Source organism: Micromonospora sp. CCTCC AA 2012012, from assembly GCF_040499845.1.
Lineage (GTDB): Bacteria > Actinomycetota > Actinomycetes > Mycobacteriales > Micromonosporaceae > Micromonospora > Micromonospora mangrovi.
This window is the reverse complement of sequence record NZ_CP159342.1, coordinates 6578635-6593042: the sequence shown is the minus strand read 5'-3', so window position 1 is coordinate 6593042 and position 14408 is coordinate 6578635. Positions and strand designations below refer to the sequence as shown.

6 protein-coding genes and 1 pseudogene are annotated in these 14408 nt (G+C 72.3%); 3 read left to right on the top strand and 4 right to left on the bottom strand.

Annotated elements, in window-relative coordinates; translation table 11 throughout:
- Positions 1-33: 33 nt before the first annotated feature.
- On the bottom strand, positions 34-1851 hold the full coding sequence (locus ABUL08_RS29890; RefSeq protein WP_350933403.1) for a glycoside hydrolase family 6 protein: 1818 nt from the start codon (positions 1849-1851) through the stop codon (positions 34-36).
- 576 nt (positions 1852-2427) lie between these two features.
- On the opposite strand from ABUL08_RS29890, the gene ABUL08_RS29885 reads away from it, so the two are divergent.
- Positions 2428-3669, top strand: a complete 1242-nt coding sequence (locus tag ABUL08_RS29885) for a hypothetical protein (RefSeq protein WP_350933402.1) — start codon at positions 2428-2430, stop codon at positions 3667-3669.
- A gap of 1 nt (position 3670) precedes the next feature.
- A complete protein-coding gene (locus ABUL08_RS29880) occupies positions 3671-4411 on the top strand; it encodes a class F sortase (RefSeq protein ID WP_350938916.1) in 741 nt (246 codons plus the stop codon).
- A gap of 69 nt (positions 4412-4480) precedes the next feature.
- Here the strand turns inward: ABUL08_RS29880 and ABUL08_RS29875 are convergent, their stop codons facing one another.
- Positions 4481-9541, bottom strand: coding sequence for an NAD-glutamate dehydrogenase (locus ABUL08_RS29875; RefSeq protein WP_350933401.1), 5061 nt, complete (start codon positions 9539-9541; stop codon positions 4481-4483).
- A 285-nt stretch (positions 9542-9826) separates the two neighbouring features.
- On the opposite strand from ABUL08_RS29875, the gene ABUL08_RS29870 reads away from it, so the two are divergent.
- Positions 9827-11794, top strand: coding sequence for a penicillin-binding transpeptidase domain-containing protein (locus ABUL08_RS29870; RefSeq protein WP_350933400.1), 1968 nt, complete (start codon positions 9827-9829; stop codon positions 11792-11794).
- Between the two features lie 467 nt (positions 11795-12261).
- On the opposite strand, the pseudogene ABUL08_RS29865 reads toward ABUL08_RS29870, so the two are convergent.
- A pseudogene (locus ABUL08_RS29865) lies at positions 12262-13413 on the bottom strand (arginase family protein); the annotation flags it as partial.
- 64 nt (positions 13414-13477) lie between these two features.
- Entirely contained in the window at positions 13478-14398 is a 921-nt protein-coding gene (locus ABUL08_RS29860) for a tetratricopeptide repeat protein (RefSeq protein ID WP_350933397.1), read from the bottom strand.
- Positions 14399-14408 lie beyond the last annotated feature (10 nt).

The window sequence follows — 14408 nt, the reverse complement described above, 5'->3', positions numbered from 1 at the left end:
CCCGCCGCGGCGGGTAGGCCTGCCGGTTGCCCGTCAGAGCGCCGGGTAGGCGTTCTGCATGAGCTGCTGGAACTGCGCGGAGAACCAGGCGCCGGAGATCGGCGCGTTGGGCAGGGCACCGGTCATGCTGTTGCCGTTGCGGGCGTTGCCGGTGTAGGTCGGGTCGCACATCCGGTCGAAGCCCTTGCCCTCGTTGTTCGGGATGAGGGAGCTGGAGCCGTCCGACTCACCCGGGGGCTTCACCCAGACGTACGCGTCGATGCCCGGCTCCGGGTTGGCCTTGGGACGCTCGCCCAGACCGGCTCCGGCCTGGTTGCACCAGTTGCCGGCGTGGATCCGACGGTCGATGCGGCCACCGTTGACGTACGTGTCGACGCTGGTCGTCGCGCCCGGGCCGGTGGGCCGGGCGGTGCCGCCCCAGCCGTTGCGGGAGGTGTCGATCAGCATGCCGATGTTGCTGTCGAAGCCGATCGAGACCAGCTTGTTGCGGAACGCCTGGGCGAACGAGAGCTCGTCCACGTACTGGTTCCAGTCGATCCACTTGGACTGCCGCACCGTCTGGCCGTTCACCGAGTCGGTGATCTTGATGTACGGCTCCTTGAGCGCGGAGTAGTTCGCCGTGTTGGTGATGAAGCCGGCGACGTTGTGCACCGTGCTGCCGGACGCGGTGGCGGCGGCGAGGAGCTGGTTGGCGGTCGGGCCGAAGTTGCTGTCCCAGCCGATCCAGCCGTGGTGCGCGGCGTCGATGTAGTTGTAGACGTTGCCGATCGCACCCAGCTTGGCCAAGGCGTAACCGACACCGTTCACGTAGGCGCCGTTGGCCTTGACCGTGTCGCACATCGCGGTGCCACCCGGCTGGCCGGAGGTGTTGGTCACCAGGTTCGGCAGCGAGTCGATCTCGATGATGTTGACGATCCGCAGGCCGGCGTACTTCGGGTCGGCCTGGATCGCGGCGATCGGGTCGATGTACTCGGTCTTGTAGCGGGCCAGCTCGTCCGGGCCCAGCTCACCGTTCGAGGCGAGCGCGGCGCAGTCCCGGCCGGGCAGGTTGTAGATGACGAACTGGATGTAGCCGGCACCCTGGGCCAGGGCCTTGTCCAGGTGGTCCCGGACGCCCATCGAGCCGTTGGAGCTGCTGCCGGTGGTGCCGTTGATGGCGGCGATCCGGTCCAGCCACACCGCGGTCGGGTTGCTGGAGACCCGGCTGCCGCCCGGCTCCGCGTCCGCCTTGGCCTTCCACTCGGGGTTCACGTACCCCTTGACCCCGGCGTAGGGGTTGTCCACCTTCTGCCCCGGCGGGGTGGTGGTGGGCGGCGGGCTCGACGGGGGCGGACTCGACGGCGGCGGGCTGGAGGGCGGCGGGCTCGACGGGGGCGGGCTCGACGGCGGCGTGCTGGTGGGCGGGGTGCTGGTCGGCGGCGTGCCGCCGTTGCAGACCGTGCCGTTCAGGGTGAACTGCGTGGGCTTCGGGTTGGTCCCGCTCCACGCGCCGTTGAACCCGATGGTGGTGCTGGCACCGCCGGCCAGCGAGCCGTTCCACGACTCGTTGGTGGCGGTGACGTTCTGGCCGGACTGGGACCACTTGGCCGACCAGCCGGACACCACCTTCTGGGCGCTGTTCGGGAAGGTGAACCCGAGGTTCCAGGTGCTCAGCGGGTCACCGAGGTTCTTGATGGTGACGGTGCCGGTGAAGCCACCCGGCCAGTCGCTGGTGGTGTAGTCCACCTGACACTGCGTCGCGGCCTGCGCCGCGGTGACCGGGAGGGTCACCAGTCCGCCCGCGACCAGGACGCTCGCGCCGGTCAGCGCGATCGCCCGGTTTCGGCCGGACAGCCTTCTCCACACATTCATGCCACTGATCTCCTTGGGCGAGACCGGATCCGCGTACGGCCCGGCGGAATGGCCCGCTGGCCGTCCGAGTGACGGACGACCGTCGGCACCACGGGGGTGTATTTCGGGGGATGCCCGACCCGGACGGTCGGACGGGTGGTGGTGGTGACGCGACCGGCGCGACGGCCGGCCGGACTGCCCGATGTCGTCCGGTGGACCCGGCTGCCCTCGACATCTGACCTCGCGGTGTGGCTCCCCGAACCGCGTGCAGCGATTCTTACATGGGAGCGCTTCCATGGCAATGGCTCGATACTTCCCGGACACCTGCCGGTGACCGGACAGCAAGGCACGACCACGTCGGCGCTCCCCCATCAACCCCGGAACCCGCTGGTCAGGCCCGTCGCGCCGGCAACGACCCCAGAGTCACCACGCGGGGCGGAAGCCCGCCATATTGTCGCGTAGCACTCCTATGCGCCTTACCCTCCGTAAACTCCAATACGCGAATCTTTCCCCGGATAAGTCATGAATCGGTCTAACGTCGGACGTAGCTCGACTGTCGTCGGGCTCAGGACGAACAGGGATGGAGTGACGCAAGTCATGGCTAACAAGATGCTCGGGAAGGTCGTCGCGGGTGCCGCCCTCGGCGGCGCGTCCCTGCTGGTGTTCAGCCCCGCGATGGCGTACGCGGACGGCCACCACAGCGAGGACGAAGGCAAGGTCTTCGCGAAGCCGCACGCCGTGCGTGCCGGCGACGAGGTCAAGCTGCTCGAGATCTGCCCGGAGGCGCAGGAACACGCCTTCGTCTGGTCCAAGGTCACCGGGAAGGTCAAGCTCCACCCGGCGCGCGAGGACCGCGGCGAGGAGCACGGCGGCTGGAAGGGCGAGGAGGACGCCGACCAGGGTCCCGACGGCAAGGACCGGCACGGCTGGAAGGGCGAGGAGGACGCCGACCAGGGCCCCGACGGCAAGGACCGGCACGGCCGTGAGGAAGAGGGCCGCGGCGAGGAGCAGGGCAAGGACGAGCACGGCAAGGGTGACGAGCAGGGCAAGGACGAGCACGGCAAGGACGAGCACGGCAAGGGTGACGAGCAGGGCAAGGACGAGCACGGCAAGGGCGAGGAGCAGGGCAAGGACGAGCACGGCGGCCAGCCGCCCGCGCCCGGCGGCAAGGGCGGCGGCATGGCGGCCGACGCCGGCAACGACTGGGCGGGCCACGACGAGGCCGACCAGGCCGACGAGTACGGCAAGGACGGCAAGATGCGCCACGGCTCCGAGTACGGCGAGGAGTCCGGGTACGGCGCGAAGAAGGGCTACGAGTCCGAGTACGGCGCGAAGAAGGACTACGAGTCCGAGTACGGCTCGACGAAGGGCCACGAGTACGGCCAGGAGGACAAGTACGGCTCGATGAAGGGCCACGGGTCCGAGTACGGCCACGGGTCCGAGTACGGCCACGGGTCCGAGTACGGCCACGGGTCCGAGTACGGCCAGGAGAGCGAGTACGGCCAGTACTCGAAGAAGGGCCACGGGCAGTACGGCACGGACGAGGAGTACGGCCGCGGCAAGGACGAGAGCGGCTGGGAGCACCAGAAGGACTTCGTCTACTACGGCGAGGCCCACGTCTCCGAGGACGCCCGCCCGGGCACGTACGAGCTCAAGGGCTCGTGCGGCGAGGGCGAGCTGGTCGTCCTGCCCAGGGGTCACGTCGACGGCGGTGACGGTGGCATGACCACCACCAGCACCGACCGCAGCATGGCCGCCGGCGGGGCGGGCATGGTCGGCGCGGCCGCCCTGGGCGGCATCGTGCTGATGCGTCGGCGCCGGGCCAATGGGCTCGTCTGACCTGACGGCGACACCGGCCGGCGGCCGTCACGGGAGACCGTGGCGCGCCGCCGGCGCGGCCGTCGTCGTCCTGCTCGCCATGGCGGGCTCCGGCATGATCGGTGCGTCCGTCCGCACCGTGCCGCCGCCCCGCCCGCCCCAGCCGCTCGCCCAGGCCGGACCGGCCGACCCGGTCACCACCGCGCCGGAGAGCGCCGACGGCACCGACCCGGAGGCCGCCGACGAGGCGCCCGCCGAGAACCCGGCGACGGACGCCGCCACCCCGGACACCGCCCCCGCCGGACTGCCCCGGTCCACCCCGACGACCATCTCGATCCCCCGGATCGGCGTGCAGGCCGAGATCATGTCGCTCGGCACCAACCCCGACGGCACCGTCCAGGTCCCCCCGCTGGACCAGGCCCAGCGGGCCGGCTGGTACTCCCCCGGCGCCAGCCCCGGCGAGGTCGGCAACGCCGTCATCGTCGGCCACGTCGACTCGGCCAAGCTCGGGCCGGCGGTCTTCTTCAACCTCGGCTCGCTGAAGCAGGGCGACACGATCACGGTCGGCCGGGAGGACGGGTCCCAGGCCACCTTCACCGTCGACGAGGTCAGGTCGTACCCGAAGACGGCGTTCCCCACCGAGCTGGTCTACGGTCCCGCGGACAAGCCGGGCCTGCGGGTGGTGACCTGCGGTGGCGTCTTCGACCGGTCCGCCGGCAGCTACCTGAACAACATCGTCGTCTACGCCACCCTCGCCCCGTGAGGTGACCACACGGCGCGGCCCGGCGGTCGGTTCCCCGACCGCCGGGCCGCGCCGGCGTCTCCGTGCGGGTCAGGCCGCGGCGGAGGTCCGCACCAGGGTACGGATCTGCCGCAGCAGCACCGACAGGGCGGCCAGGTCCGCCCGGGACTCGTCGAACTCCCCCATCGCCCGGTGGGCCCGGTGGATCGAGGTGGCGTTCGCCTGCTCCCACTCCTGCACCCGCTCGTGCGGCGGCAGGCTGTCCGCCGTGGAGTCGAGGACCTCCGCGGTGAGCGCGGCCAGCGCGGCGTACAGGTCGTAGCGCAGCGCCATCCGGGCCAGCGTCTGCCAGCGGTCCTCCCGCGGCAGCAGGGAGATCTTCGACAGCAGCGAGTCCACCCGGAACCGGTCCGACAGCACGAAGTAGACCCCGGCCACCTCGTTGACGTCCCGGCCGGTGGCCTGCGCGGTCTCCACCACGTCGAGCAGACCGAAGCTGTACATCAGCCGGGTCGCCTGCTCGGCCAGCTCCCGCGGCAGCCCCTTGGCGGTCATCGCGTCGATGTGGGCGACGATCGCCTCCCGCTCGCTGCCGTAGAAGAGGTTCTCCAGACCGGGCAGCAGGCGGGCGACGCCGTCCCGCAGCCGGCGGATCTCCGTCGGGACGTCGATCGGCGAGCGCCGGTTGGTCACCAGCCAACGCACAGCGCGGTCGAGCAGCCGCCGGGTGTCCAGGTAGACGTTCGTCTGCAACTCCGGCGAGACCCGGTTGTCCAGCGCCTCGACCGCGTCCCAGAGGTCCCGCAGCCCGAACACCTCGCTGACCACCACGTAGGCGCGGAGCACGTCCGCCGCCGAGGCGGCCGTCTCCTCGACCACCCGGAAGACGAACGAGATGCCGCCCCGGTTGATCACCTCGTTGACCAGCACGGTGGTGACGATGTCCCGGCGCAGCCGGTGCTGACCCATCCGGTCGGCGAACCGCTCGCGCAGCGGCGTCGGGAAGTAGTTGACCAGGATGTCGGCCGTCCACTCCTCGTCGGCCAGCCCCTCGCCCACGATCTCCCGCTCCAGCACGATCTTGACGTACGCCAGCAGCACCGCGAACTCGGGCGCGGTCAGTCCGGACTCGGTCCGGACCGCCAACTCCTCGTCCGGCGGCAGCGCCTCCAGCGCCCGGTCGAGCTGGCCCGCCCGCTCCAGCTCGTTGATCATCCGGCGGTGCACCGGGAGCAGCGAGGCGGCCTGCGCCTGGGCGTTGTTGATCGCCCGGGCCTGGTCGTAGTTGTCCCGCAGCACCAGCTCGGCGACCTCGTCGGTCATCTGGGCCAGCAACTCGTCCCGCTGCGGCACGTCCAGCGCCCCGTCGGCGACCGCCGTGTTCAGCAGGATCTTGATGTTCACCTCGTGGTCGGAGCAGTCCACCCCGGCCGCGTTGTCGATGAAGTCGGTGTAGATCCGGCCGCCGGTCAACGCGTACTCGATCCGGCCGAGCTGCGTGCAGCCCAGGTTGCCGCCCTCGCCGACCACCCGGCAGCGCAGGCTCTTGCCGTCCACCCGGATCGCGTCGTTGGACTTGTCCCCCACCTCGGCGTTGGTCTGCGTCGACGCCTTCACGTAGGTGCCGATGCCGCCGTTCCAGAACAGGTCCACCGGTGCGGTCAGGATCGCCTTCATCAGCTCCTGCGGCGAGAGCTGCGCGACGTCGTCGTCCAGCCCGATCGCCGCCCGGACCTGCGGGGTGAGCGGAATCGACTTCGCGGTACGCGGGAAGATCCCGCCGCCGGCCGAGATCAGCTCCGGGTTGTAGTCCTCCCAGGACGACCGGGGCAGGTCGAACAGCCGCTTCCGCTCGGCGTACGAGGTGGCGGCGTCCGGCTCCGGGTCCAGGAAGATGTGCCGGTGGTCGAAGGCCGCCACCAGTCGGATGTGCTCCGACAGCAGCATCCCGTTGCCGAACACGTCACCGGACATGTCGCCGACACCGACCACGGTGAAGTCCTGGGTCTGGGTGTCGTGCCCCAGCTCCCGGAAGTGCCGCTTCACCGACTCCCACGCGCCCCGGGCGGTGATGCCCATCCGCTTGTGGTCGTAACCGGCCGAGCCGCCGGAGGCGAACGCGTCACCCAGCCAGAACTGGTGCGCGGCGGAGATCTCGTTGGCGATGTCGGAGAACGTCGCGGTGCCCTTGTCCGCCGCCACCACCAGGTACGGGTCGTCCGCGTCGTGCCGGACCACGTCGTCCGGCGGCACGATCTCGCCGCCGACGATGTTGTCGGTGACGTCGAGCAGCGCGCCGACGAACTCCTTGTAGCAGGCCACCGCCTCGTCCCGGTCGCCCGGCTTCTGCTTCAGCACGAAGCCGCCCTTGGCGCCCACCGGCACGATCACGGCGTTCTTCACCATCTGCGCCTTGACCAGGCCGAGCACCTCGGTACGGAAGTCCTCCCGCCGGTCGGACCAGCGCAGCCCACCCCGGGCCACCGGCCCGAAGCGCAGGTGCACACCCTCGAACCGGGGCGAGTACACGAAGATCTCGAACTTGGGGCGCGGCGCCGGCAGGTCCGGGATCGCCTGCGGGTCCAGCTTGAACGCCACGTACGGCTTCGGTCGCCCGCCGACCGGCTTCTGGTAGAAGCTGGTCCGCAGGGTGGCCTGGATCAACGTCAGGTACGACCGCAGGATCCGGTCCTGGTCCAGGCTGGCCACGTCGTCCAGCGCCTCGCCGATCGCGGTGACCAGCTCGCCGCTGCGCTGCCGGCGCTCGTCCAGGGTGGCCGCGCCGGGCGCGAACCGGACCTCGAAGAGCTCCACCAGCAGCCCCGCGATCCGCGGGTACGCGATGAAGGTCTGCTCCATGTAGTCCTGGGAGAAGACCGTGCCGGTCTGGCGCAGGTACTTCGCGTACGCCCGCAGCACCACCGCCTGCCGCCAGGTCAGCCCGGCGCGCAGGACCAGCTCGTTGAAGCCGTCCACCTCGGCCTCGCCGCGCCACGCCGCCGCGAACGCGTTCTCCACGTGCGGGCGCACCTCGGCCAGCTCCTGGTGCCCCTCCGGCAGGCGCAGCCCGAAGTCGTAGAGGAAGACCCGGCCGTCGATCCGGTCCACCTCGTACGGGTGCTCGTCGACCACCCGGACGCCGAGGGAGTGCAGCACCGGCAGCACGGCGGAGAGCATCATCGGCTCGCCGTACCGGTAGACCTTGAACCGGACGTCCATCGTCTCGTCGACGTCGGCCTCGCCGGCCCGGGCGGTCCGGGGCGCCAGCTGCTTGCGGAACAGGTGCATCTCGAGCTGGCCGGACTCCTCCAGCAGCTCCAGCTTGGCCAGGTCCTTCATCGCCTCGTACGGCGTGTGCCCGTCCTTGTAGCCCTCCGGGAACGCGTCGGCGTACCGGGCGAACAGGTGCTTGGCCTGCTCGTCACCGAGCTTGCGCTCCAGCACCAGCCGGTAGTCGTCGTCCCAGAGCCGGGTGGCGTCCGCCAGCTCCTCGGCGAGCAGGTCGGCGTCGATGTCGCCGGGCGGGTTGGTCGGGTCGGTCCGGACGATGAAGTGCACCCGGGCGAGCATCGACTCGGTGACCCGGGTGGTGTAGTCGACCCCGACGCCGTTCAGCTCGCGCAGCAGGATGTCCTGCATCCGCAGCCGGTTCTGGGTGGTGAACCGGTCCCGGGGCAGATAGATCAGGCAGGAGATGAACCGCCCGTACGCGTCCCGCCGCAGGAACACCCGCAGCTGCCGGCGCCCCGCCATCCGCAGCACGCCGATCACCGCGTGGTACAGGTCGTCGGTCTTGATCTGGAACAGCTCGTCGCGCGGGTAGGTCTCCAGGATCTGGAGCAGGTCCTTGCCGGAGTGGCTGCGCAGGCTCAGGCCCGAGCGGTCCAGCACCTCGGCGACCTTCCGCCGGACCACCGGCAGCTCCTGCACGCTGGTCCGGTAGGCCGCGGTGGAGAAGAGACCCAGGAAGCGCCGCTCCCCGACCACCTCGCCGGCCTCGTTGAAGATCTTGAAGCCGATGTAGTCCAGGTAGGCCGACCGGTGCACGGTGGCCCGGGAGTTGGCCTTGGTGATGATGAGCAGGCGCTTCTCCAGCACCCGCTCGTGCGCCTCCGGCGTCATCGAGCTCAGCGCCCGCGCCTCCGGCGAGTCGGACCGCAGGATGCCCAGCCCGGTGCCGAGCACCGCCTCCAACGCCTGGCCACCGGCCGCCCGGTCGGTGTCGACCAGCCGGTACTCCCGGTAACCGAGGAAGGTGAAGTGGTCGTGCGCCAGCCAGCGCAGCAGCTCGACCGAGTCGGTGATGTCCTTCTCCGGCACCGGCGGACGGTTGTCCGACGTCCGGGCGGCGGCCAGCTCGTCGGCGAGCGCCAGGGCGCGCTGCCGCATCTTCGGCCAGTCCTCCACGGCCTCGCGGACGTCGGTGAGCACCCGCTGGAGTTCGCGGCGCACCTTCTCCCGCTCGGCCGGGTCCCGGACCGGGTCGATCTCCACCCGCATCCAGCTCTCGACCAGGTCACCGGCGATCGCGTCGTCCGGCTCCACGTCGGCGGAGACCTCGGTCAGTCGACCCAGCGGCTCCCGGCGGACCACCACCAGCGGGTGCACCAGCAGGTGCACGTCGAGGTGGTGCGCGTTGAGCAGCGCGGTCACCGAGTCCACCAGGAACGGCATGTCGTCGGTGACGATCTCGATGACGGTGTGGTGCTGGTCGGCGTGCGGCTCGTGGATCCGCAGCTTCAGCTCGCCCGGTACCCGCTGCTGGGCCAGGTCCCGATGCGCCCGGGCCGCGTCGAGCATCTCCTCGGCGGTGAAGCCGATCAGCTCCTCGTCCGGCGCGAACCGCCAGAACCGGTCCACCAGGGTCGCCGCGTCGTGGTCGTCACCGGCCAGCGCGACGGCCTGGGCCACCAGGCGTTCCGCGTTGGGCACCGGCTCGTCGAGTTCGGCGTCCTCCACGTCGTCGCCCAGCGCCTGTGCTGGCAGACCGAGATCGTAGAGGGTGTCGATACTCGAACCGGTCATCCCGGTCACTCCTGTGTCGAGACGGCCGTAGCCGTCTCCGTCGGTCGCCGAATCGAAGCTGTCGTCCCGGCCGGTGTCAGCCTGCCGGAGGTCGGGTCCCGGTTTGATCGCCGGACGCCGGTCCATCGGTGCCACTCCCCTCGACCCACCGCGTTGTGGGTCACTCTGCCGCCCAGCCTAGGCCTGCCGCTCTGTCCGTTCGTCGGCGGACCACTGGCCGGACGTCCGGATCGGGACTTTGTCCTTTCACCCGTTGCGGGTCCGAGGTCGGCCGGTCGCGGAGTACCCCGCCGGGATGTTCATCACACTGGCCCCGGCCCCTCTTTCCGCACGTCGAGCCCGTGGCGGGGCGGTGCGGGGGCCGGCGGCGTACTAGCGTGCAGGGCAGTTTCGCACCGGAGGGACCGTTTCATGCCCCTGTCGTACCCCGTTCGTGGCCGCTTCTCCCCTTCCCGCCGGGGACTGGCGGCGCTGACCGCCACCGTGCTGGCCGCCGGCGCGCTGACCGGGTGCTCCGGCGAGGACGGCCCGGAGAAGAGCGTCGACGCGTTCCTGGCCGGCTGGCACTCGGGCGACCTCCAGGCGGTCGGCTTCATCGACCCGACCGGGGCCCGGGTGCCGGCCGCCGAGGTGGCGAAGAAGCTCCGGGCGCTCTCCGGCGAGCTGGCGGCCACCCCGCCGGCCCTGACCCGCCGCGGCGACGCCACGATCACCGCTGACATCGCGACCGCCAAGGTCGAGGTCGCCTGGGCGCTGCCCGGAAAGACCCGCTGGGCGTACGAACGGCCGGTGCGCCTCAAGCGCGGCAAGGACGACCAGTGGCAGGTGATCTGGGAGCCGCAGATCGTCCAGGAGAAGCTGGAGGAGGGCGACCGGCTGGCCCTGCGCCGGCAACCCGGCACCCGGGCCGGGATCCTGGACGGCGCGGGCAACCCGGTCGTCGCCCCCCGCCCGGTGGTCCGGGTCGGCGTCCAGCCGAGCGAGGTCACCGACGTCAAGGGGCTCAGTCGGCAGCTGGGTGCCGCGTTCGCGGCGGTCAAGCCGGCGCTCACCCCACCCGTCGACCTGTCGGACCTGCCCAAGCGCGTCAGCGAGGCCGAACCGGGCGACTTCGTCGAGGTGGTGACGCTGCGCGAGGAGGCGTACCGCCAGATCAAGTCGCGGATCTACGACCTGCCGGGCACCAAGTTCCAGGCCGACACGCTGGACCTCGCGCCGACCCGGGAGTTCGCCCGGGCGCTGCTCGGCTCCGTCGACCCCGCCCAGGCCGACGACCTGAAGGCCCACCCCGACCGCTACGTCGCCGGTGACCTGGTCGGCCACGGCGGCCTCCAGGGCCGCTACGACGACCGTCTGCGCGGCGCACCCGGGCTCACCGTGGTCACCGAACGCCCCAAGCCCGGCGAGCCCGGGACGGCGACCGGCACGGAGGTGTTCCGCAGCGCGCCGCAGCCCGGCCAGCCGCTGAAGACCACCCTCGACGTGGCCACCCAGAACGCCGCCGACGCGGCGCTGCGCGGGGAGCAGCACCGCTCCGCCCTGGTGGCCGTCCGGGTCGGTGACGGCGCGGTGCTCGCCGCCGCCAACGGTCCCGGCCCCGCCGGGGAGAACCTGGCGTTCACCGCCCAGGTGCCGCCCGGCTCGACGTTCAAGGTGGTCAGCGCGCTGGGGCTGCTGGACCGGGGCGCGGTGACCGCCGACGCGACCGTCGCCTGTCCGAAGACGTTCGTCGTGGACGGCCGCTCGTTCAAGAACTCGGACGACTTCGTCCTCGGGCCGGTGCCGTTCCGCACCGACTTCGCGAAGTCCTGCAACACCGCGTTCGCCTCGCTGGCACCGAAGCTCGGCCCGGACGGGCTGGCCGGCACCGGCCGTACCCTCGGTCTGGAGGCGACCTGGGACCTCGGCGTGGACGTCTTCACCGGGAAGGTCTCCACCGGCGGCTCCGCCACCGAGCAGGCCGCCGCCGCGATCGGCCAGGGCACCACCGTGGTCAGTCCGCTCGCCATGGCCGGCGCCACCGCCGCGGTCGCCCGGGGCCACTGGGAGCAGCCGAAGCTGGTGCTCGACCCGGCCCCGCAGCAGCCGGCCCCGGCCGGGCCGCCACTCAAGCCGGAGTCCGTCGCGGCGCTGAAGACCATGATGCGCGAGGTGGTCACCGCCGGCACCGGCAGCGCGCTGAAGGACGTCCCCGGCCAGCCGGTGTACGGCAAGACCGGCACCGCCGAGTACGACAACAACCCGGCGCACACCCACGCCTGGTTCGTCGGCTGGCAGGGCGACGTGGTGTTCGCGGTCTTCGTCGAGCAGGGCGGCTCCAGCGCGGTCAGCGCGGTCCCCATCGCCGAGCGCTTCCTCCGCGCCCTCCCGCCCCGCTGACCCGCAGACCCGCACGCCCAGGAAGCGCAAGATCGCGCTCGATCGTGGAAGTGGTGGCCTCGTCGTGGCAGCGAGGGAACAATTTCCAGGATCGAGCGCGATCTTTGTGGGGCGGGGGCGCTCGACGCTCAGGCGATGTCGAGGCCGGGCTTCGACGGGGTCGCGTCGTCGGTGGGGGCGGTCGCCTCGTCCGCAACGGGCACCCGGCGCAGCAGACCCGGTCCGACCGACGCGGCGGGTTCGTCCGACCCGGTCTGCGCCTCGCCGGAAACCCGGCGCAGCAGACCCGGCCCGACCGACGCCGAGGGATCCTCGTCCGGCGCCCGGCGCAGCAGACCCGGCCCGACCGACGCCGAGGGATCCTCGTCCGGCGCCCGGCGCAGCAGACCCGGCCCGGCCGACGCCGGCGGGCCGACGGGCTCGGCCGCCTCGGGCAGCGCCTCCGCGCCCCTCGGGGCGAGCAGGCCGGGACCGGCCTCGGTCGACGGCAACGGGCCGCCCCGCTCCCCGTTGTCCGACGGAGCCGGATCGGAAACCGGGGCACCCCCGGGGACCGGAGCGACCGCGGGGACCGGAGCGACCGCGGGGACCGGAGCGACCGCGGGGACCGGAGCGACCGCCGGCAGGACCGGGCGCTCGGCCGGGCGCCCGTTGCCCCGCCGGGGTGAGGGCGCGGCCGGCAGCAGCCGGGGCGGTACGGCGGTCGGCGCGGAGACCGGGGCGAGTCCGGCCACCACGGTGTTGACGATCTCGGCCGCGTACGAGCCGTCGGGGTCGTAGTCGGGGTCGAAGACGGTGAGCTCGACGCCGAGGCAGTGCGGGGTGTCCACCAGGCCGGCGAGCAGGATCTCCAGCTCGGCGAAGGCGATGCCGCCCGGGTCCGGGGCGTCGACCGCCGGCATGACCGCCGGGTCGAGCACGTCCACGTCGATGTGCACCCAGTAGCCGGCGCAGTCGGCGAGCTGCTCGTGCGCCCACTGGGCGGTCCGCGCGGCCCCCTCGGCACGCAGCGCCGGCACCGGCCGGGTGGTGATCCCGGCGGCCTGGAGGTCGAGGCGGTACTCGTCCTGGGCCCGGATGCCGAGGACCACCACGTCGACGTCGCGGAAGTAGGGGCGGCGCCCCTCGATGGCGGCCAGGTCCGCCTGGCCCCGCCCGGTCACCAGGGCCAGGTCCTCCCCCGCCGCGGCACCCACGTACGAGGCGTTGCCGGGGTGCCGGAAGTCGGAGTGGCCGTCGACGAAGACCAGCCCGATCCGGCCGCCGACGGCCTCGCCGAGCCGGTGCATGGCCAGTGCCGAGCCGAGCAGCACCGAGCAGTCACCGCCGAGCACCAGCGGGAACTCCCCGCGGTCGATGATGGCGCCGATCCGGTCGGCCAACGTGACCGAGTAGTCGGAGATCTCCCGGGCGTGGCAGACGCCGTCGCCGGGGCGCCAGTCACCGGGGTCGTACCGGGGTGGGGTGAGGCAGCCGGCGTCGCGGGCCCGCAGCCGGGCGAGCAGCTCGTGGTCGCGCAGCGCGCCCGGGGCCTTGGCGCAGCCGGGCACCGAGGTGGCGGTGGGTGGCCGCAGGCCGAGGTTCGTCGGCGCGTCGAGGACGGCGATCCGGCGCATCATGGGCTCCCGTCCTCGATGGTGGGCGGGCCGGCCGGAACGCCGGCCCGCGCTGGCGTGCGTGGACTCAGAACAGGGCGCTGGCCAGGGCCCGACGCGCCGAGGCGACGGCGGGGTCCTCCGGTCCGGCGATGGTGAAGAGGCTGACCAGGTGCTGGCGTACCTTTTCCCGGTCGTCTCCGGCGGTCCGCCGGACCAGGCCGACGAGCCGGCGGTAGGCCTGCTCGGCCATGCCGCTGAGCACCTCGATGTCGGCGGCGAGGAGCTGCGCCTCGACGTCGTCGGGGGCGCCCTCGGCGGCGGTGAGCGCGGCCTGCGGGTCGGCGCCGGCGACCCGGCGGGCCAGGCCGACCTGGGCGAGGCCGGCCTCGGCCGCCGCGTCCGCCGGGGTCTCGGCCAGGATCTTCCGGTACGCCCGCTCGGCGGCCTCCAGGTCGCCGCTCATCAGCGCGTCGTCGGCCTCGTCGAGGCGGGGGTCCTCCGGCTCGGCCACGGCGACACCGCCGGCCTTGAGCACCGCGCCGATCCACTGGCGCAGCTGGGCCTCCGGCACCACGCCGGAGAAGGCGTCGATCGGCTGCCCGCCGACCACCGCGTAGACCATCGGGATGCCCTGCACCCGGAACATCTGGGCGATCCGCGGGTTGGCGTCCACGTCGACCTTGGCCAGCACCCACGCGCCGTCGCCCTCGGCGGCGAGCCGCTCCAGCACCGGGGAGAGCTGCTTGCACGGCTCGCACCACTCGGCCCAGAAGTCCACGATCACCGGGGTGCTGAGGGATCGCTCCAGCACCTCCGACTGGAATGTCGCTTCGGAGACGTCGATCACGGCCACCCCGCCGCCGCCTGTGGGGGCACCCGGAAGGCCGGTGGGCGGCCCGGACTGGGTCGGTGTGGTGGGACGGGCGGGGGCCGGAGTGCTGCGCAGCGCGCTGAGGTCGACCGCGCCGCGGGTGAAGATCGACGAGGTGATCCGTGGGTCGCTCATGGTTACCTAG

Coding starts and splice junctions, on each gene's coding strand:
- ABUL08_RS29875 (WP_350933401.1), bottom strand. CDS start 9,541: ATGGACCGGCGTCCGGCGATCAAACCGGGACCCGACCTCCGGCAGGCT.
- ABUL08_RS29885 (WP_350933402.1), top strand. CDS start 2,428: ATGGCTAACAAGATGCTCGGGAAGGTCGTCGCGGGTGCCGCCCTCGGC.
- ABUL08_RS29870 (WP_350933400.1), top strand. CDS start 9,827: ATGCCCCTGTCGTACCCCGTTCGTGGCCGCTTCTCCCCTTCCCGCCGG.
- ABUL08_RS29860 (WP_350933397.1), bottom strand. CDS start 14,398: ATGAGCGACCCACGGATCACCTCGTCGATCTTCACCCGCGGCGCGGTC.
- ABUL08_RS29890 (WP_350933403.1), bottom strand. CDS start 1,851: ATGAATGTGTGGAGAAGGCTGTCCGGCCGAAACCGGGCGATCGCGCTG.